Annotated in this window: 17 protein-coding genes; 7 read left to right on the forward strand and 10 right to left on the reverse strand. The window is 61.0% G+C overall.

Annotated elements, in window-relative coordinates:
- Positions 1 to 47: 47 nt before the first annotated feature.
- From VGN12_13000 to VGN12_13010, 3 genes are all read right to left on the reverse strand, one after another.
- On the reverse strand, positions 48 to 533 hold the full coding sequence (locus tag VGN12_13000) for a hypothetical protein (protein ID HEY4310362.1): 486 nt from the start codon (positions 531 to 533) through the stop codon (positions 48 to 50).
- Between the two features lie 61 nt (positions 534 to 594).
- Positions 595 to 1,491, reverse strand: a complete 897-nt coding sequence (locus VGN12_13005) for a PEP-CTERM sorting domain-containing protein (GenBank protein HEY4310363.1) — start codon at positions 1,489 to 1,491, stop codon at positions 595 to 597.
- A 317-nt stretch (positions 1,492 to 1,808) separates the two neighbouring features.
- Positions 1,809 to 2,723 (reverse strand): PEP-CTERM sorting domain-containing protein, encoded by a 915-nt coding sequence (locus VGN12_13010; protein ID HEY4310364.1) that lies wholly within the window; start codon positions 2,721 to 2,723, stop codon positions 1,809 to 1,811.
- Positions 2,724 to 3,065: 342 nt separating this feature from the next.
- Between VGN12_13010 and VGN12_13015 the strand changes: the two genes are divergently transcribed.
- From VGN12_13015 to VGN12_13035, 5 genes are all read left to right on the forward strand, one after another.
- Complete coding sequence (locus VGN12_13015; GenBank protein ID HEY4310365.1) at positions 3,066 to 3,602, forward strand: tRNA (cytidine(34)-2'-O)-methyltransferase; 537 nt, start codon at positions 3,066 to 3,068, stop codon at positions 3,600 to 3,602.
- Between the two features lie 52 nt (positions 3,603 to 3,654).
- On the forward strand, positions 3,655 to 4,704 hold the full coding sequence (locus VGN12_13020) for an Ldh family oxidoreductase (GenBank protein ID HEY4310366.1): 1,050 nt from the start codon (positions 3,655 to 3,657) through the stop codon (positions 4,702 to 4,704).
- A 36-nt stretch (positions 4,705 to 4,740) separates the two neighbouring features.
- Complete coding sequence (locus VGN12_13025) at positions 4,741 to 7,011, forward strand: DPP IV N-terminal domain-containing protein (GenBank protein ID HEY4310367.1); 2,271 nt, start codon at positions 4,741 to 4,743, stop codon at positions 7,009 to 7,011.
- Between the two features lie 122 nt (positions 7,012 to 7,133).
- Positions 7,134 to 7,382 (forward strand): hypothetical protein, encoded by a 249-nt coding sequence (locus VGN12_13030; protein HEY4310368.1) that lies wholly within the window; start codon positions 7,134 to 7,136, stop codon positions 7,380 to 7,382.
- An 11-nt stretch (positions 7,383 to 7,393) separates the two neighbouring features.
- Positions 7,394 to 8,335, forward strand: coding sequence for an alpha/beta hydrolase (locus tag VGN12_13035; GenBank protein HEY4310369.1), 942 nt, complete (start codon positions 7,394 to 7,396; stop codon positions 8,333 to 8,335).
- Positions 8,336 to 8,350: 15 nt separating this feature from the next.
- Here the strand turns inward: VGN12_13035 and VGN12_13040 are convergent, their stop codons facing one another.
- Positions 8,351 to 9,526, reverse strand: coding sequence for a PhnD/SsuA/transferrin family substrate-binding protein (locus VGN12_13040; protein ID HEY4310370.1), 1,176 nt, complete (start codon positions 9,524 to 9,526; stop codon positions 8,351 to 8,353).
- Between the two features lie 248 nt (positions 9,527 to 9,774).
- Here VGN12_13040 and VGN12_13045 point away from each other — a divergent pair, with 248 nt between their 5' ends.
- Entirely contained in the window at positions 9,775 to 10,155 is a 381-nt protein-coding gene (locus VGN12_13045) for an FKBP-type peptidyl-prolyl cis-trans isomerase (protein HEY4310371.1), read from the forward strand.
- Between the two features lie 15 nt (positions 10,156 to 10,170).
- Here the strand turns inward: VGN12_13045 and VGN12_13050 are convergent, their stop codons facing one another.
- The 6 genes from VGN12_13050 to trpB all read right to left on the reverse strand — a co-directional run bounded on the left by VGN12_13050 (position 10,171) and on the right by trpB (position 18,733).
- Positions 10,171 to 12,030, reverse strand: coding sequence for a redoxin domain-containing protein (locus VGN12_13050; protein ID HEY4310372.1), 1,860 nt, complete (start codon positions 12,028 to 12,030; stop codon positions 10,171 to 10,173).
- A gap of 254 nt (positions 12,031 to 12,284) precedes the next feature.
- Positions 12,285 to 13,004, reverse strand: a complete 720-nt coding sequence (locus VGN12_13055) for a hypothetical protein (GenBank protein ID HEY4310373.1) — start codon at positions 13,002 to 13,004, stop codon at positions 12,285 to 12,287.
- 312 nt (positions 13,005 to 13,316) lie between these two features.
- On the reverse strand, positions 13,317 to 15,584 hold the full coding sequence (locus VGN12_13060) for an alpha-amylase/4-alpha-glucanotransferase domain-containing protein (GenBank protein HEY4310374.1): 2,268 nt from the start codon (positions 15,582 to 15,584) through the stop codon (positions 13,317 to 13,319).
- A gap of 212 nt (positions 15,585 to 15,796) precedes the next feature.
- Positions 15,797 to 16,342, reverse strand: a complete 546-nt coding sequence (locus VGN12_13065; protein ID HEY4310375.1) for a hypothetical protein — start codon at positions 16,340 to 16,342, stop codon at positions 15,797 to 15,799.
- Positions 16,343 to 16,630: 288 nt separating this feature from the next.
- Complete coding sequence (gene trpA, locus VGN12_13070) at positions 16,631 to 17,431, reverse strand: tryptophan synthase subunit alpha (GenBank protein ID HEY4310376.1); 801 nt, start codon at positions 17,429 to 17,431, stop codon at positions 16,631 to 16,633.
- 54 nt (positions 17,432 to 17,485) lie between these two features.
- Positions 17,486 to 18,733, reverse strand: coding sequence for a tryptophan synthase subunit beta (trpB, locus tag VGN12_13075; protein HEY4310377.1), 1,248 nt, complete (start codon positions 18,731 to 18,733; stop codon positions 17,486 to 17,488).
- A 191-nt stretch (positions 18,734 to 18,924) separates the two neighbouring features.
- Between trpB and mutM the strand changes: the two genes are divergently transcribed.
- Positions 18,925 to 19,779 (forward strand): bifunctional DNA-formamidopyrimidine glycosylase/DNA-(apurinic or apyrimidinic site) lyase, encoded by an 855-nt coding sequence (mutM, locus tag VGN12_13080; GenBank protein ID HEY4310378.1) that lies wholly within the window; start codon positions 18,925 to 18,927, stop codon positions 19,777 to 19,779.
- The last annotated feature ends 13 nt before the right edge of the window (positions 19,780 to 19,792 follow it).

Here is a 19,792-nt window from a genome sequence, read left to right on the forward strand (position 1 = left end):
GAGTTCGCGGTTCTGATGCGAGCTATTTCATGCCCACTAACGAAATGCTATGTCATGGAGGCGGCTTCGGAAACTGTTTGTCGGCTCAACAGCAACCATCCGGCAGCGAGGCCCGCGCACCATTGTATGGTGATGACAACCAGGTACAGGTCATGCAGCAGCGAGAACTTCGCACGGTCGATGATTGCAAAGGACGCGGGGTCAAGCTGTGCGTCCATGCGGGCGTGAATCACGAATAGTGCGGCGAGCGTCAGGCCGAGGACAGCGCATGCCAGCCAGAAGATGCGGCTGCGGAGTTGTCTCGCATAGATCGCCAGGATGGCAACGACGGGCACGCCCAGGCGGTTCATCCAGTTGGTTACTTCCTGGGTGACGAAGCCTTGTTCTCCGCCGGTCAAAATGCTGTTGGCGACGGGCACCACGACGACGGCGTGAAAGGTCAGGCCCCCCTGCCAGAACGCCAGCGCACAGATGGCGATGAAGCGTTGGGCAGTGGCAGGGAACTGACGGTTGCTAGAAATCGGGCTGCTCATGCCCCGATTCTATCGCGAGGCCGCGGCCTGTCACGGCGGGCGAGGGCAGGGGGGACGCGACCTATTTATGGCGCCGGCGAATTACGAGTAACGCCAATCCTCCGAGCGCGGCGAGGACGAACGTACTCGGTTCGGGGATCGTGGCGACAAAGCCATGGTCGTAGCCATCGCTGGCCACGTAGTAGCCGACGATCTTGTTGCCTGAGATCCCTTGGGCGAAGGTGCCTTTGCTTTGGCCCGTCGCGGCTAATGGATCGTCGATCGTCGTGAATGTTGAACCATTGTAGAAGAATCCGTGAGCCGTGCGCGTGTTGTCAAAGTAGTAACCGACCACGTTGTTTCCCGAAATCCCCATCGCCCTGGTCCCTCCGAATGACGCTGTGGCGAGAGGGTCGTCTAAATTCGTGAACGTGGAACCGTTGTAAAGGAAGCCGTGCGAGGTGTTCACTGTTAGGTAATAGCCGACCACGGTGTTTCCAGACACGCCGTGTGGAAAGGTGCCGTCTTGCGCAAATGGATCGATAATCTGCGTGAAGGTCGTGCCGTTGAAGAGAAAGCCTGGTCCGCCGGCGTAGTAACCAACAATGCGGTTGCCATCGATTCCGTATGCCAAGATTTCAGGCGCCGGATTGCCGACGGGACTAAAAGTCGACCCATCGTAAGTGAACCCGTAGTCTCCGTATCCGCCCGTAAGGTTATGGTACGTGCCCAGGATGGTATTCCCTGAGATGCCCGTCACGTAGGTGCCGGAATCGTGATCGTTGTAGGCGAGCGGATGATTAATCGACGTGAAAGTGGAACCGTCGTAGAGGAAACCGCTATAGCCGTCTATGCTGTCGAAGTAAGTCCCGACCAGGTTATTTCCCGAGATTCCGGTGATCTGGGTGCCGTGAGCAGCCAGCGGATTATCAACGGTTGTGAACGTGATTCCGCTCGCCGGCCGAGCGACGATTGCCATGAAAACTAAGGTGACTGCGCGTGCGGCCCTGCCCATTGGCTGCGCTCCAAATTGGAAGGAAGGTGAGGAAGTGCCCTTTATTACGAACTGTGAATAGTTAGCCAGATCGTAAGACCGGTCGACTGTGAACGCAAGAAATTCTCTGCGCAATTCTGCACCTCGGCCGCATCTGAGCGACCATGCAGACGGTGGCTGGGCGCGACAGCCGTGCTGTTAGGTTGCGCGCGAAAGAGAGCGGGGATACAGAATAAAATGATACGCCTGACCGCTTTCTATGCGGTTGCCCGTCTGTGGAAGGGCATAGCGACGTTAGACGATTAGCAACTGCCAAGCGTGGGCGACTCTCGGCGACGCCGCGCGACAGCTGCGAGCAAGGTCATGCCGAGGCCGGCGAGGATCAACGTCGCGGGCTCAGGGACGGCGGCCGTCGCTACGAATTGCCCAGACAATGTTCCGTCGAAGACGAAGCCGCCGGCGAAATTGAATTCTAGGGGAACGTTCAGTGGCACGACGAGGCTCAGTTTTGAGTCGTCAGCACTATAGGAATAAGAGCCGGAGCCTGCCGAGTTTGGTCCCGTATTGCTGAGTGAGTATATAGCGTTAGGAAATGCCGATTCCAAGATGGTGGACAAGCCCTGCAGGACAAGTTGCGAATTGAGAATTCCTGCATCGATGCCCGCCGTGGAGAAGGAACCTGATCCGACCGTATTGCTGGCAGCCAACGGATTGGAGCCAATGTCGTAGGCCACGTTATCGAACGATACGAGTGCCTGGTTGCCCAGGCTGATGTGAATGGTCATCCCGTAGTTGGCCGCAGCGGCACTGTTGTTGACGTAAGCCGAGGTGGCCGTGTTATAGGCCGCTGGATTCGGACGATAGTTGCCCGAATTGAGCGCGCTTAAGCTGTTGGCGCCGCTGATAAACTGGATGGCGCTCAGGGTCTTGCCTGACAAGCTGCCGCCGACCGTCGTAGAGAGTGTGCCGGAGACGAAGGCGGTGTTGCCAGTGTTCGTCGAGGCACTCCAAAGAGTGCTAATCGGCGCGCCGTTCGTGCGATTCTGGCCAGTGATCGATACCGCGATCCCTTCGACAGAAAAATTCGGAATGGTCAGCGTGAGGTAACTTCGCGTGGAGTCGATTGAGAACTGCAGCGCGTCGGCGCGGGCGATCGAGGGCGCACAGAGAAAGACGCACAGCAGCGTCGCGGTGGTGCAATGTCGAGTTCGAATCATTGGCGTTTCCTTCGAGAAGCTTCGAACGGCGATTGCCCACTCTTGAGCAGTCTATTAGGCGTATGCCCAATTTCAAGAGATTATGGTCAACTCATGGAAAGTCACGCGGGGGGAGGCGCAAGGAAGTTCATAAGGGCTACTTCCGACGAGGGCCGAATCATACGGTTTCGAAAGCATGCCCGCGATCTGCAGCGGAACATACAGGAGAACTGCAAAGCCTGTGGCTGGGGCCGGCGACCCCGAACCGCCACGATGAGGTCCCGGCCTCGAAGAGGCCAGCTACAGAAGACGAGGCGCAGATTCTCAGTTTTGCAGTTCTGCCGAGCGGCGAACGCTGGCGGCTTGACCCTTTCGGCGGTGCGTGTTATCTCACGTGGCGTGAAATACGAACCGCTACTGAATATCGTTCTCTTCCAGCCTGAGATTCCCCATAACACGGGAAGCGTCGGTCGCACGTGCGTGGCCGCGGGGGCGAAGCTGTGGCTGGTCCGGCCGCTGGGCTTTCGTCTGGATGACTATTACCTGCGGCGCGCGGGGCTCGATTACTGGCCTCACCTGGAATGGGAGGCGGTCGATGATTGGGCCGCGCTGGTGGCGAATTTGCCTTCGCAGCGGTTCTACTACTTTACGAAGACGGCCACTCGCAGTTATACGACGGTGAGTTACCAGCCGGGGGATGTGGCGGTCTTTGGCAGCGAATCGCAAGGCTTACCGGCCGCGATTCTGGAACCGAACCGTGAGACCGCCTTGCGGATTCCAATTCGGCCGGCGGCCCGCAGCCTGAACCTGTCGAACTCGGTGGCGATCGTGACGTTCGAAGCGCGCCGCCAGTGGGAGCAATCCGGCGATCGCGCGCTGCCCGGCGAAGTCGGCGATTAGTGCCGCGAAGGGCATACGATTCACCACGAAAACTCTTTCGGAAAATATTTCGATGCCCAATATCGCTACTGAGAAGCTCACCGATTTTGCCGCTGCACTGCTGGCCGCTGGTGGGCTGGGACGCGATGAAGCCGGTCTCGTCGCTCGCAGCCTGGTCGGCGCGAATCTACGTGGCCATGATTCGCACGGTGTGATGCGCGTGCCGTACTACCTCGATCAGGTCGCTAAGGGAGAGCTTAAGCCCGGCGCCGCGATGACCGTTACCCGGGAGGACGCTGCTTATCTGATGGCGGACGGCCATTGGGGATTTGGGCAGGTGCTGGCGCGAGAGTTAACAGATCGATTGATTGCCAAAGCGCGCGACGGCGGTGTCTGCATTGGAACGTTGATCCACAGTGGGCACATCGGCCGGCTGGGGGAGTATTGCGAGCAGGCCGCCGCGGCCGGCATGGTGTCGCTGGTGATGGTCAATACGCACGGCGCTGCGCGGCGCGTGGCTCCGGTCGGCGGAACGGCGCCGCGGTTGGGGACGAATCCGCTGGCCTTTGGCGTGCCGCATGACGGGGGGCCGCTCGTACTTGATTTCGGCACCAGCGCCACGGCCGAAGGCAAAGTACGCGTGAAGAAGATCGCCGGTCAAACATGCCCGGATGGATGGCTGCTCGACTCGAACGGGCAACCGACGAATGATCCCAACACGCTGTACGGTGAACCTCCCGGCACGATTCGGCCGATGGGGGGCGATCAGGCGTATAAAGGCTTTGGGTTGGCGCTGGTGATCGAAGTGCTGGCCGGTGCCCTGTCCGGTGGCGTGACGATTCGCGAGAAGCCTGCCAATCAACTGGGGAACTGCGTATTCATAATGGTGATGTCTCCGGATCGGCTGTGCGGTGACGACTTTTTCGCTCTCGAGGTAGGTGGACTCGTCGAATTCGTGCGTAGCTGTCCGCGCGTCGCCGACGTCGACGAGATCCAATTGCCAGGTGATCCGGAGCGCCGCATGTTCGCGGCGCGGACGGCGAGCGGCATCCCTTTTGACGACGGGAACTGGCAGGCCCTGGCGAAGCTAGCCGAACGGCTGGGCGTGCCGTGCCCGGCGTAGCGGTGGTTACTGTTCCCCAAGCGAGGCAAGAATCGGATGATCGCGAGCCCAAGTGCGGAGACGTTCGGAACCCTGCTTACCGCGATATCGACGTTACTGTTGATGGGCGTGCTTGAGAGGGAGGGAGCAAGCGCCGAGCCTGCCGTGCGGCATCCCGAATTCCTCGAGCAATACGGCGCGACGTACCGGTTCAGCCTTGGACGACCGGCCGGCATTCAGATCGCGCGCGCCGGGGACACGGTGTTGTTCCTGCGCTCGGGCCCGCGCAGTTTCGTTCGCGATCTGTATGAATATGACGTGGCGACGGGGGCCGAGCGGGTATTGGCGTCGGCCGAGCAATTGTTGGCCGGCTCACAAGAAGAACTTACCGAAGAAGAGAAAGCGCGTCGCGAGCGGATGCGCCTGGCGGCACGCGGTATCGCGTCGTTCGAATTGTCGCGCGATGGCCGGCGGGTGCTGGTGCCGTTGTCGGGACGCTTGTTCGTGATCGAGCGTGCCACCGGCAAGACGAAAGAGCTTTCGAGCTCGGCGGGTGCGGCGATCGATCCTCGCTTTTCGCCCGACGGACGTCATCTCTGCTGCGTGCGCGGCAGCAATTTGTTTGTGCTCGATATCGAATCGGGCGAAGAGCGGCAGTTGACGCACGGCGCGAGTGAGACACTGTCGTACGGTCTGGCCGAGTTCGTGGCGCAAGAAGAAATGGGTCGGATGCACGGCTATTGGTGGTCGCCAGACAGCGAAGCGATCATCTATCAGGAGGCCGATACCAGTGAAGTCGAGACGCTGTTCATCGCCGACCCGGCGCATCCCGAGCGCCCGGCGCAAAGCTGGCGCTATCCGCGGCCGGGGAAGAAGAATGCCAGCGTGAAGCTGTTTCTTGTCCCGACGGTTGGTGGCGAGCCACGACCGATCGAGTGGGATCGCGACGCGTTTCCCTATCTCGCGGCGGTGGCGTGGGACAAGAATGCGCCGCCAGTCATGTTGGTGCAGAATCGCGAGCAGACCAAGGAGCGGCTCCTCGCGATCGATATCGCGACCGGCGCGACGCGCGAGCTGTGGCACGAAGAAGACTCGGCTTGGTTGAATCTGGATGTCGGCTTGCCCGAGGCGTTGCCAGCGGGCGACGGGTTTCTCTGGTCGAGCGAGCGCTCGGGGCAATGGCAACTCGAACTGCGATTGCGTGACGGTTCTCGGTGGGGGCCGCTTACGGCCGCGGAGTTGAATTATCGCCATGTGCTGGGAATCGACGAGAAGCGAAATGCGGTGCTGATTACCGCCGGTGCGGAGCCGACCGAGAGCCATGTGTATCGCATTCCTCTTCCCGGGCAGCCGAGCAAGGAATCGGCACCCGAGACAATCGCGTCGCCTGAGCGGCTGACGTCCGTGCCAGGCGTGCATACGGCGATCGTCGCGGCCGACAACGGCGCGTATGTGTTGACGTCGCAGACGTTGGCCGACGATCCGCAGTTCACTGTCTTTAACGGCGACGGAAAAGAGGTTGGGCGATTGAAAAGCGTCGCCGAGACGACGCCGCTGCCGCCGCGCGTGGAATTGTGTACCGTTGGCGACGCGCCGTCGATGCGGGCCGCGGTCGTCCGGCCGACCAATTTTCAGGCGGACCGGAAGTATCCGGTGATCGTCAGCGTTTACGGCGGACCGCATTCGCAAACCGTGGTGGCCGCGCGGGGGAAGTACCTGCTCGATGCTTGGCTGGCTGAACAATGTTTTATCGTCGTGTCACTCGACGGACGTGGCACGCCGGCCCGAGGCCGTGACTGGGAGCGAGCCATCAAGGGAAACCTGATTGACGTGCCACTGGCGGACCAGGTTGCGGGGCTGCGAGCCTTGGCAGCGAAATACCCGCAGCTCGATCTGGAACGCGCGGGAATCTACGGCTGGTCGTTCGGCGGCTATTTTTCGGCGTTGGCGGTCATGCGCGAGCCGGACTTGTTTCGCGCAGGCGTGGCTGGCGCGCCGGTAACAGATTGGCTCGATTACGACACGCATTACACCGAACGTTATCTGGGATTGCCCGAACAAAACCGACAAGGCTACGAAGCCAGTTCCGTGCTGACTTACGCGAAAGATCTGCGCCGCCCACTGCTCGTGATTCACGGCACGGCGGACGACAATGTTTACTTTTTACATAGCGTGCGGCTGGCGGATGCGCTGTTTCGGGCGCGGCGCGAGTTCGATTTCTTGCCATTGTCGGGGCTGACCCACATGGTGCCTGACCCCGTGGTGACGCGCAGTCTGTATACGCGGATCGCGGAGTATTTTCTGACGCACCTGGCGGCACCGGAATAGGATTAAGTGGACACGAATCGCGAAGACTGTCGTCAAGAAGTTCGTTTTGATGGCGCGCGATTGAGCTAGGCTTGAATGTCCGGCGTTTCGCCACGGCCTGCCAACCTCGGGGATGAACAGTCATGTCCCTTTCGGTGCAACAGAAAGACGCCATCGATAAGTGGTTTACGGATCACAAGCTCGTGCCGAAGTGCAGCTTGTGTGGCGGCGGAACGTGGAAACGTGACATCGTCGCCGTGATGCGATCGACCGATCCCTCGAACGCTGGGAGCCTGATGGCCACCGGGCCCGGCTTGGTTCGTATGCTTCGTTTGACTTGCTCCGGCTGCGCGGGAGTACAGTTTGTCGATGCGGCGACGCTGGGGATTTGAATTCTCGCACCATGCAAACCACCACCTTCACCCTGAATGCCGCTGACGGAGTACCGCTACGCGTCTATCGTTGGCTGCCCGAGGGTGCGCCGCAGGGCGTTGTGCAGATTGCACATGGCTGGGCCGAGCATGCTGCGCGGTACGCACGGCTGGCCGAAGTGTTATGCGGCCACGGTTACGGCGTGTACGCCCATGACCATCGCGGCCACGGTCACACGGCACGTACCAGCGCGCAATTGGGATTTCTCGCCGATCGCGACGGTTGGCAGAAATGCATCGACGATCTGTGGCGAGTCACGCAGCACGTTGCCGCGGAACATCCCGACACGCCGATTTTCGGGCTGGGGCACTCGCTCGGCTCGTTCATGATGCAGCAGTACATCAGCGAGCATGGCGAAGCGCTGACTGGCGTGGCGTTGTCGGCCACCAATGGCAAGCCGCCAGCGATCACACCGCTGGGAATTGCGCTGGCGTATTTCGAACGGCTGCGCGTGGGGGCGCATGGCAAAAGCAAGTTGCTGCATCATCTGACGTTCGAGGTATTGAACAAGTCGTTCGAGCCGGCGCGGACGCCGTTCGACTGGCTGTCGCGGGATGCGAGCGAAGTCGATAAGTACGTCGCCGACCCGCTGTGCGGATTCGCGTCGCAGGTGCAAATGTATATCGACGTCCTGCGAGGGCTGAAGGAAATGTCGAGCCCACGCCGGCAAGCGAGAATTCCGAAGTCGCTGCCGATCTACATCTTTTACGGCAGCCTTGATCCGGTGGCGACGAACGTGCCGCAACTGCTGGACGCCTATCGCGTGGCCGGCCTGCGCAACGTGACCTCGAAGGTATACCCCGAAGCGCGGCACGAAGTGTTGAACGAGATTAACCGCGACGAGGTCACGCGCGACTTGCTTGCCTGGCTGGCTGGTGTGCGGGCCAAGCAACCCGTGCGAACTAGCGTTTGATAATCACGCAGACGGCTATTGGGCCCCCGCGTGTTCGTCCGGGGCGCTCGCGTCAGCGGGTTTATTGGACGATTCCGCGGGTGGGCTTGCCGCGGCTGTTTCGTCGGGGACCGAGATCACCGGTTTCAGATTCTTGCTGAAGCGCGGGTCGAACGAATCGTCGATGCGGCGAACGAACTCGAAGTCCTTGGGATAGTCGACCGGGTAAAAGCGCATCGGCTCGGGCGAATCGTCTTCGCTGGCCCCCTTTTCGTTCGTGAAGCTCAGGATGGCCGCGGTCACCTTGGCCGCCGTCTCGGGCGCCAGGTTGTAGACATTGCCAATCGTCAGCCGGGGAATCACCTCGGACTGAAAGATGACGCGATATTGCGATTCTTCCAGCGTCCCTTTCTTGAGCATGCTCTGCACTTTGTCGTCCGAGAGGGCCGCGACTTCGAAGTCGCCTTTGACCAGTCCTTGGATCGAGCGCTTCTGTCCATGCGAGAAGTTCAGCGAGTAGTCGACGTCGGGACGCATGGCGGTATCCTGGGCCAGCACCGCGATCGCGGCCCGATAGCCGGTGATCGAATCGGGGGCCGTGCAGGTCAGCGTGCGGGTACGCAAGTCGGCGAGTGTTTTGATCGCGCTGTCGGTAGGCACGGCGATATCCAGCCGATTGCCGTGCGCGCCCGTGGCGGTTCCCAGCACGGCCACGGGGACGAAGCCGGCGTTGTTCACGACGTACGGCGTATCGGCTGCGTGCAGGGCGACCAATTGGATGGTGCCGGCTTTGATCTCGGCCACGTCGTCAGCCGTGTTGCGGTATTCTTGCAGGACGATCGTCTTGCCCGTGGCCTGGGCCAGGTGCGACTGGAGATCTTCCCAAGCGACGATCTGTGCATCGGCATCGGCGTCGATGTAATGGGCGAGCACAAGCGTGTCAGGATCGAGCCATTGTTGTGGATCGCTGGGTGGATCGGCGAGCAGTCCACCGTCGGCGTCCTTGTAAGTGGCAGCTAGCCGCTTGTTGACGGTTTTGTTCAGCCCGTGCCAAGCAACCAGACGATCTTCGGTGGCACGCAGATTCGCCCGATCCTGCATCACGTGAAAGGTGCCGAGCGCCGTCATGCCAAGCGTGCCCGCCAGCAGCAGGTACAGTCCGGTACGCAACAGGGCCGGCATCGCGGCTTTTCGGGGAGACGCCTGAGACATGTTTCCTCCGGAAACCAAAATATCCGCCTGCGGCAAACCGTAGCTTGCCGTTTGATGCTTGATTCTCGTCAGTCGAGAAGTGCGCCCGGGGCTTCCAAGCTGTTTCGCACACGACTGACAACTCTGCCGCGCTTCGGAAACCGACACGATAGCGGCTGAGTATTAAGATTTGATGAGCGAAAGCGTGACACACGGGTAGAATCCAACGTTTAGCCTGCCCGCATCGCCGATCCACGGCCGCAGGTTCAGTGTTCGTTCGCACAGCGATTCAGGAGTTTCGTGATCGCGTGGTTCCTGGAATAAGAGTCATCGCAGAATCCGAAGGAGCCGGCCCGGCCGCCGAACGTGGCGATCTGGTCGAGTTCGATTCGCAAGGGTGTTTAAGCCGTGGCGAGCGAATCCAGGAGCTAATGTCGTACGCAACCCAGCTCGGCAGCAGACGCATCATTGCGGGAATCGAATATGCACTCATCGGAATGAAGGTGGGCGGGTATCGCAAGGTAAAAATCAGCCCACATCTTGGCTATCGAGACCAAGGAGTCGTGGGGAAGATTCCGCCGAAAGCGGTCCTTGTTTATGAACTTTGGTTGACCAAAGTTGAAAAGTCTAGCCCGCACAAAGACTCGTGACATTCGCGACAAGCACTACTCGCGCCCGGCGTCCGTGCCGGTTGTCGTTGCTGGGGCGCTCGTTGATGGTTTCGCATCGCCGGGGATTGTGGCGACCTTATTCGCTGTGCGATCTTCCTTCGGGTCGACCGAGGTGTAGAACCCGAACATCATTTCTTCCCACGTCTGCTCACCGAACGTTACCGTGGCGGCCGGGTCGGGATTGGCCAGGTTTTCGGCAGAGTTATCGAAGTACGCCGTGCATTCCAGCCGCGTCCCCTTAGGCATCAACTTCGGCTCGGCCAGATAATAGCGCAACTGCCAGTTGAAGTCGTAGTTGGGGACGTCTAGCAGAACTTCCTTGGTGCCGTCCGGGTATTGCGCTTCAAATTTGAAGTTCTTGCCCCGCAGGTGCATGTGCGGCATCAGGCTCAGCAGCAGCGTGTCCTTCAAAAAGCGATGACGCGCCTGCACCTGGAAGTTGCTGTCGCCGGGGGGAATCTTGAAGGCCAGATCGCCGACCATACCGTCGCGCAACGTTTTCTTGACCGTCTGCGGATCCGCGAATTTGAAGCCGACCGAGCTGCGGTCCGCTTGCGCGATTCCGTTCGGTGTGTAATGCAATTGGAATACCAGCTTCGAGCCGGCCGGGACGAATACGGCGGTACCGGCCGGGTTCACGTGCGGCGGCGTGCCGGGAGCGTAGCCGGCCAGCCCGCCACGATTGCCGGAGAACTCGTCCTCGTTGTCGCGCTTGACGAAGACGATGATGTGATGCACGACGCCGCGATTGCTTGGTCGGCATTCGCTGGCTTGCACCCATTTGTCCTCGTTCCAGCCCGGGTCGACGGTGAAGAACTGGTATTCGACGGTTCCTTCGGCTGGCACGTCGAACGCGTTGTCGCTCATGTAGACGACCTGGTCGGGCTGACCGATTTGCCACCCCTCGGCAAATTGTCGCGGCGTGGGCAATTGGCTTTTGTCTCCCTCGGGGCAGCCGTTGGCGATCCAGGTTTTGACGACCTTCTTCTCGTCCTCGGTCATGCGGGTGTCATTGCTGAAATGACCAAAGCGCGGATCGGCGAACCACGGGGGCATGCGACCATCGGAGATCACTTCGCCGATCATCTCGGCCCAGCCCTGCACTTCGTCATAGGAAGTCATCGCGAACGGCGCGATCTCACCTGGCCGATGACAACTAACACAACGATCGTTGAAGATTCGCGCCACTTGGTTCGAGTAAGTGACGTCGCCGTGAGGCTCGTGCTTGACGCGACCGATCAAGCAACCGTCGGCCTTGGTAATCGGGTTGGCGACCGATTTGCCGGCTAAAACATCGTCGAGCGCCAGGGCGAGCGAGCGATCGTTGAGGATCGGCTTCACGTATCCGGCTCCGGTCTTGAAACCGTATTGATCGTCGACGCGTCCCCAGTAGCGGATGACGTGATCGGCATCGAGCACGAAGGCCTCGGGCGTGCGCTGCGCGCCCACGGTATCTGCCAGCTTGTTGCCAAGATCCTTCAGCAGCGGGAAGGCGAGGTTGTGGCTTTTCGCGAATTCGGCGATGTCGGAAAGCGAGTCTTGTAGATTTGCGTCGATGCCCAGGAACGCCACGTCATGCGCCGCGTATTCCTTGGCCAACTCGTTCAGACGCGGGGCGTAGATCTTAGCCAGTGGGCATTCGGTGCCCAGGAACACGAGCACGACAGCTTTCTTGTCTTTGAACTCGGCGAGCGGTACGTCGCGACCGTGATGGTCGGGCAGAGAAAACGATGCGATCGTTTTTCCGAGGGGCGTTGCTGTCGATTCCGTGGCCGCGAGTCGTTGCGCCGCAGTAGACGCAAAAATAACGGCCACCGTCAGGCTCGAAATCATGGCGAGCGGAAAGCGACGCATGGAACACCTCGGATAGGGGACATTCAGAGAAACGTTCGATTCAGACGGCTTGATCGTTTGGCGGACGCTATGGTGGGCGACAGTTGGGGGCCGATCGTGCCCCATTGGATCATCGGATATGTCGAATTGCCAGCCGATTTTTCAAAAACAAAGGCGAAGCCGTGGCAACGATGCGCCACGGCTTCGCCTGCTTCATTGTCCGGGGCCTCTTCTCTGTGCCGACCCCGGACAAATTCACCAAGATTAAGTGCGCCTCAGGCGCCGGGCAGGAATCCACCGCCACGTCCGGCCGGGAAGTCGAACTTGGCCCCCTGCAACTTCTCGAACTCACTTTTCTGCTCTGCCGTGAGGATGCCGAGCGCCTTTTCATTGCGCTCTTTTTGCATCGCGGCGAAGCGTTCACGCATGGCGGCACGATCACCGTCGCCAGCAGCGGCTGCGCCCCCTTGCCCACGCCCGGGACGGGATTCTGCGACCAGGGTTTCAACCTTCTTCTTTTGCTCGTCGGTCAGCTTCAGCGACGTGGCGACCTCGGCGTCTTGCAGCGATTGCAACACACCGCGACGCTGCAGGACGAGCTGCTTCAAGCGATCCTTCTGGGAGGCATCGAGCGTCGTGTCAACCTTGGCACGCAGCTCCTTGACCTTCTTTTCGATTTCGCCGCGCAGTTCTTGCATCTTCTCGCGGCGTTCTTCCTGCGACAGGTCCTGCAAGCCGGAAAAAGTTTCCCGCATCTCGGATTGCATTTGTTCCCCCGCCTCGCGCACGGTGGTCGTTTGGGCATCAGTGAGTTTCAACTCTTTTTGAACGGGTTCGAGCGTGAGCATCATCAGGACATCAGCGCCCGGGGCCATGCCCATACCGCGGCCACCGGCTCCGCCACGTCCGCGCTGCTGCGCGGATGCAACCGTGATCGAGCTGACACCAACAACGACCGCTAAAGCGGCAACAACAATCCATCGCGAGGACGACATAGACGGGCTCCTTTTTTGCGCGTGCGAAATCGGCATAGTGAAAGTCAGGCCCAAGGATTAGGGCATCAGTGACAGGTGACGAGAAGGCATTTTCGAAATCGTAAGAGTAGCTCGCCTGCCGCCCTGGTTTTTATCAAGAAGAGCAGTCATCGGCACGTACGATCTGCCGAATGGTGCAAGGATTAAACCCCGCTGTGGCGGCAGGGTTTCACCGGGGGAGTGGGTATTTTTCTAAATTGCTCCCACATAAGGCATTGAGCGGGGCGGGCGTTACCGCCGCAGGGCTTTGGGGCGCCTTGCATAGCGAAAGCACTAGCGTCCCTGACCGCGGCGAGCTTTCGAGGCGCCCAGAGATTTGGGGCCAAGCACGCCGTGGGGCGGATCGACGACGTAGTTCATCCCGTGCAGGGCCGTTTTCTGCGAGCTGGCCGGCAGCCAGTCGTCCGGCGCGAGGGCTTCGTGAACGCCTGAGGACGCGGTAACGATCGAAAGCCGTAGCTCGACGGCGAAACGCCCAGCGGCGTCGCCGACGGCCAGCCAATGGGGCATGACGGCGACCGATTGTTGAATCGATTCCAGCCCTCGTTGCGATCGGCTGAGGCTCGTAATGGGAAAGGCCCAAAAGCCGGCCGGCTCGGAGGCCGAGATCGCGACGTCGAGCCCTTGCCAGCGATCGACCAGGCGCAGCGATGGGGACGACGGCAGATCGAGCTTGCGACCGAAGTCGACCAGCACCTGGTTATTCGCGTCGATGAAATACCGGTCGGGGCAATCGGGAGGCAGGCCGGCGAAATTGAATTCGACAGCGAAGCGGAGCGGCCGGCCTGGCGGAAGGCCGTCGAGTTCGTAGCGGATGTCGATCGCCGAGCGCTCGGCCCACAGCGTTACTTGCTTTGTGACCGTGATGCTGCGTCCCCAGGCGTTGCCGGTGCGCGCCAGGCGAGCGCATACGCCTTCGCCGATGCGACGCAGGCGGGCCTTGTAGCGACCGTTGACGAAATCCCCACGCTCGGCGGCGCGCCCCTGAGCGACGTCTTCCAACGTCGTTTGTGGATCAAAAAAATGATCGAGCAGACTTTTCCGCGCATAGCTGTCGAACGTCGGCCGATCGGGAGTTTGGTCGGCGCCGGTTCCGGGCGTGGGAGCCGTCCGATGATAAGGCTCGGGCTTGCGAGCCAAGGTGGCCAGCAAGTTGACGTCCAGCTCGCGCACGTCCAGTTCGTACAGACGGCCACCGGCCTCGGGCGCCAGAAAAAGCGCCAGCTTGCTATTCGCCAGTTGCAGCTCTTTGTGAACGTCGAGATTGAAATCCTCGATCGTGGCCGTTAACCACGGCTCGTCACGACCGGCAGCCTCGTCGAGCAGCTTCTCGGCCGCGATGAGATTTCCGTAAACGGCTTGCCGTAGATGAGGAAAGTAAACGCCACCAAAGATGCCGTGCCAGTACGCGCAACCACATTGCGCCCGATGGAGGGCCTGCTGCGCCTCTTGAATAACGGGGAGTTGCTCGTCGTCTTCTTCGGTCTCGTTGGCGGCGGCCGCGCAGCGCCGACTGACGGCCAACATGCGGCAGTACATTTCGTCGACTTCCGGATAGCGCACGCGGAAATTGCGCCACGTGCCGAGCGATGCTGCTGTATGGACGGCCGGAGATTCGCTGGCACCGGAAACGGCGAGCGGAGAGCTTTCGAGCGCCGGCACACCGTCAGTCGAAGGACGGTATCGCGCCAGAGTCGACCACGAGCCCATCTCGCGATAACTTCCCTCGGGCACGTAGATCTTGCCCAGCGGCGCCACGTGATCGATGCATTCGCCCAACGTCGTGACCTGCAACCAATCGGCATTCGCCGCCAGCGTGGTCAGGAAGCGTCGTAGCCATTGTCCTTCTTGCATGCGCTCGTGCATGCCGGGCCACGCGCCGAACTTCTCCGCATCGTCGGCATAGACCATCACGCCGCCGGGATGCTTCTTCGCGATGCCGCGCAGATAAGCGATCGTTTCCTCGGGTTCGGCAAAGGGAATCAAATAGCGCAGTTGCTCGTCGCCGGCAAACAGCGCGATCAACTGACCGTCGGCCTCGGAAAGGTAATAACCGCGCAGTTGGTCACTCGTCAGGCCGGCCGCCTGGAAATGAAAATCGTCGAGGACCGTGTGTTCGATATCGCAAGCGGCCATATCGGCGGCGATCGATGGCTCCCAGATGCGTTCCGGCATCCACATACCGCGCGGCCGCTGTCCGAAGAGTTGTCCCAGACGCCGACCGAAGGAATTGATCTGACCTTGCCGATCCGCATGCGACAGCATCGGCAGAATTGGGTCGTGATAGGCGCCCCCCAACAGTTCGATCCGTCCGGCCGTGGCCAGCTCTCGCAGGCGTTGGACATATTCCGGGTGAAGCGCGGCTAGCCAATCGAGCAGCGACCCGCTGGTGTGCAGATTAATCGGCAGAATCGGGCTGCCGGCAATCGTCTCGAGAAGTGGTGCGTAGCAAGTGCGGTGGATCTCTTCATTCACCGTATCGAGATTGCCGACCGGTTGATGTTGATGCAGCACCAGAACGAGGCGCAGGCGATTGTTCATGATCGAAATCCATTTCTGACCGAGGCAGGGGTTACGGCTGCCCAGCGCTTGGGCCGGGCGCCCACTTCCCAGAGGTCGCGTGCGAGCATCAGCGATCCTAGCCCAGCCTGGCGGAATTCACCAAGAGCAGTCGCTAGCGGGTGGCCGAGGGCCTCACGCACGGGCCATCGATTGCGAGAACTAGTCCCCGCAAGTGACCCATGCGAAGGCCGTTAATTGATGATCCAGGGACCGGCGTGGTCGTCCCCTTCGGCCGGCTCGCGCCGTTCCCACTCGCGACGCAATTCGCCCAGGCCGTAGGCGCACAACTCGAACTCGTGGCTCAAACGTTCGAGCAGCTCGTTTTCGCCGCGGTTTTCGTCGTTCTGGATCGTGCTGGCAATGTAGTACGCGCGCTTTCCTTGCTGGCGATAGTCCAGCAGTTGGTCGCTGCGTCCCTCGCGCTCCATACGGCGGAGGAATTCGGGATAGACGCCAGTCCAGAACAGGGCGAAGTCGCCGATGTGCCGATGGACCTCGCGACGGGCGTCACCGGCCCGGGCTTCGGCCTCGGCCACCATCGAGGCCACTTCTTCGAGCCGCCGGCCGGAAAGATTGCGAACTTTGTAGATCGCGTCGGTGTGAATAAAGCGGGTTAGCATGGCCGAGATGTACTCGACCAATGGCGGGTCGGCCACCCCGAGTCGTGTCTGAAAGACATACTCGGTCATGCCCGAGAAGAACTGATACAAGGACGCATTCGAGCGGCTTCGGTCCATACCTCGGCTCTCCCTGCTCGCCGAATTGTCCGCCGCTGGCGAGCCACCTTGTCGGGCGCGACTCGTTGCGAGCCGCGCGGTCATCATTTCAATTATTCTCCAAGCTCTGCCAGAATCCACCGGAATTTATGCGTGAGGGCAAAGAATCGTCAAGACGAAGTCGCGGCCGGGCGTGAGCCAAAAAGGGGAATCATTGGCCACAAAAAACGCAAAAAATGCGCGCAAAAAATGCGATTCGTTGGGAAGCGATGAACGCGACAGGGGCCGGTGGGTGCCGAGACGATGCGCCTAATTCAGCGCTGCGACGAGGCTGGCGACGTAATCGCCCAACTCTTTGAGCACCTGGTCGCGCGGGCGGGTGGCGGCCTCGGCCATGCGTCGAACCACGGCCGAACCCACGATCAGGCCATCGGCCACGGGGGCCAGCGTGCGCACATGTTCTGGCTTGCTGATCCCGAAGCCGACACAGACGGGCAGATCGGTCTCGCCGCGCAGCCAGCGGAGGTTATCGAGCAATTCTTGCGGCAGTTCGGTGCGCTCGCCCGTGATTCCGGTCACCGATACGTAATAGAGAAAGCCGGTCGAGGTCTGGGCGATACGCAGCACGCGTTCGCGCGGGGTCGTCGGCGCGACCAGTTGGACGAGGCTGAAATCTTCGCCGCGGCAGATGCGCGAAAGCTCTTCCGATTCGTCGGTGGGCAAGTCGGGAACGATCATGCCGGCCATGCCGGCCGCGCGGGCGTCGCGCACATACTTCGCGGGTCCATGCCGTAAGACGATCGCATAGCTGACCATGCTGACAATTGGCGCGGGAAGCTTGGGCTTGGCCTGCTCGATGGTCTTGAAGATTTGCGCCAACTTCAGCTTGCGATCCAAAGCCCGCGTGTAAGAGGCCTGAATCACAGGGCCATCGGCAATCGGGTCGCTGTAAGGGATGCCCAGCTCGCACAGATTCGCGCCCCGGCCGATCATTTCCGCGAGCGCCAGCGCCGTGAATTCCAGATCGGGATCGCCGGCCGTCACGAAAGGCATGAAGGCCTTGCGCTTTTCGGCGCGCAACTGGCGGAAAACGTCGTCAATGGCGGACATCGAAACTCCGGAATACGGCGGGGCCTATTTAGCTCGGCGGGCAATGGTGTGATGTTATGCGATCGATTCGCCACGTAGTCGGGCAATTTCAAACGCATCTTTGTCGCCACGGCCTGACAGGCAGGCCACCACGATTTGATCTTTTGGACGGCGGCGCGCCTCGGCGATCGCCTTGGCGATGGCGTGCGAACTTTCAAGCGCCGGCAGAATTCCTTCGCTGCGTGCCAAAGTGTCGAATGCGGACAACGCTTCGTCATCCTGGGCGAAGGTGTAGCGGACCCGGCCTGATTCTTTCCAATAGCTGTGTTCCGGTCCGACGCCGGGATAGTCGAGCCCGGCCGAGATCGAATGCACGTCGCTGGTCTGGCCGTCCTCGTCCTGCATCACGTAGCTGTAGCTGCCGTGCAAGACGCCGGGCGAGCCGAACGACAGGGGCGCGGCATGATCGCCCGGCTTTACCGAGCGGCCCCCGGCCTCGACCCCCAGGAGTTCGACTTCCGGGTGTTCGACGAAGGGATAGAACATGCCGGCCGAATTGCTGCCGCCGCCGACGCAGGCCACGACCACGTCGGGCAGACGGCCGATTTGTGCCTTGGCTTGCTCGATCGTCTCGCGACCGATGACCGATTGAAAGTCGCGCACGATCACGGGAAACGGATGGGGGCCCACGACCGAACCCAGGATGTAATGGGTCGTCTCGACCGAGCTCATCCAGTCGCGCATAGCCTCGTTGATCGCGTCGCGCAGCGTGCGCGAGCCACTGCTGACGGGGCGGACCTCGGCCCCCATCATTCGCATGTTGAAGACATTGAGCTTCTGCCGGCGAATGTCCTCCTCGCCCATGTAGACGACGCAGTCGAGACCAAAGTGGGCGCAGGCCGTGGCCGTAGCGACGCCATGCTGCCCGGCCCCCGTTTCGGCAATGACGCGGCGCTTGCCCATCCGCATCGTGAGCAGAGTCTGGCCGAGCGTGTTGTTAATCTTGTGGGCGCCGGTGTGATTCAGATCTTCGCGCTTGAGATAAATCTGCGCGCCGCCGAGTTGCTGGCTAAGCCGGCCCGCGTGATAGAGCGGCGAAGGGCGGCCGACGTAGTTCTTGAACAGGTCATCCAGCTCGGCGTTGAACTTCGGGTCGCGCTTCGCCTCTTCGTAGGCCACGACCAGTTCTTCCAAGGCCCGCATCAGCGTCTCGGGCACATACCGACCACCGAATGAGCCAAAGCGTCCAGCGGCGTCGGGGACGTGGCTGCTGGCGACCGAACCGGTTGCGGATTTATTCGTGGCAGGCGTGGAGGCGGGCATTCCAGGTCCTTCTCTAGATCGCGCGGCGCCCTGAAACAAACGGTTGGCAAGCGCGGAAAAAGCGATTGTCAGCCGCACAGGGCAGGGGGTCAAGGGTGGGGCTGGCCGCGACACGGTTGGCATCCGCGCTCCTTGCTCGGCCGCAGGCGGGAGCGCTACAATTTGCGATTCTGCGACATCGAGGAGCATTCATGCCCGAGTTACCCGAAGTAGAGACCATGCGTCGCGGCATCGTGCCGATTGTGGGGAGCCAGATTGTGGCGGTCGAACGCTGCAAGCTGCGTGCAAGGCCCATTCAAATAACGCCGGCCGGGGCACGCTTCGACGGTCGGTTGATCGGCCGGCGCGTTACGGCCATCGACCGGCTGGGCAAACGGGTCATCGTGCGGTTGGATGATGAGACCTCGGTCGTTTTCGAGCCGCGGATGACGGGGTTGGTGTTGCTGGCAGATCCTCCCACGCGCGAGCACTTGCGGTTGCGCATCCATCTGGAGAACGGTCGTAAAACCCGCCACGAACTCATGTACTGGGACCAGCGCGGGCTGGGGTTGGTTCGCGCGGTCGATCCGGCCGAGTTGGAAAAGCTGTTTGGTCCCGAGCGATTGGGGCCGGATGCGCTTGCGATTACGGTCGAAGGGCTGCGCGAGCAATTCGTCAAAAGCCGTCGCCCGATCAAGGTAGCGCTACTGGATCAGCGCGCCGTAGCAGGGATCGGAAACTTGTACGCGTCCGAGATGCTACACCTGGCGGCGATCCACCCGGCGAGGCCGTGCCATCGCTTGCGGGCCGAGGATTGGCAGCTCTTGCACACGTGCATGCGCCGCGTTCTCGAAACCGCGATCCGCTACGAAGGTTCCACGCTTTCAGACGGGACCTATCGCAATGCCCTGAACGAGCAGGGGAGCTATCAGAATCATCACCGGGTGTACGATCGGGCCGGTAAGCCGTGCCGGACATGCCGTGGCGAGATCGTGCGCATCGTGCAAGCACAGCGCTCGACATTCTTTTGTCCGACGTGCCAGCCGAAGACCGCGCGACGGAAATGACCCGGAACCCGCC

It is taken from the genome of Pirellulales bacterium (assembly GCA_036499395.1).
Taxonomy (GTDB): Bacteria; Planctomycetota; Planctomycetia; order Pirellulales; family JACPPG01; genus JACPPG01.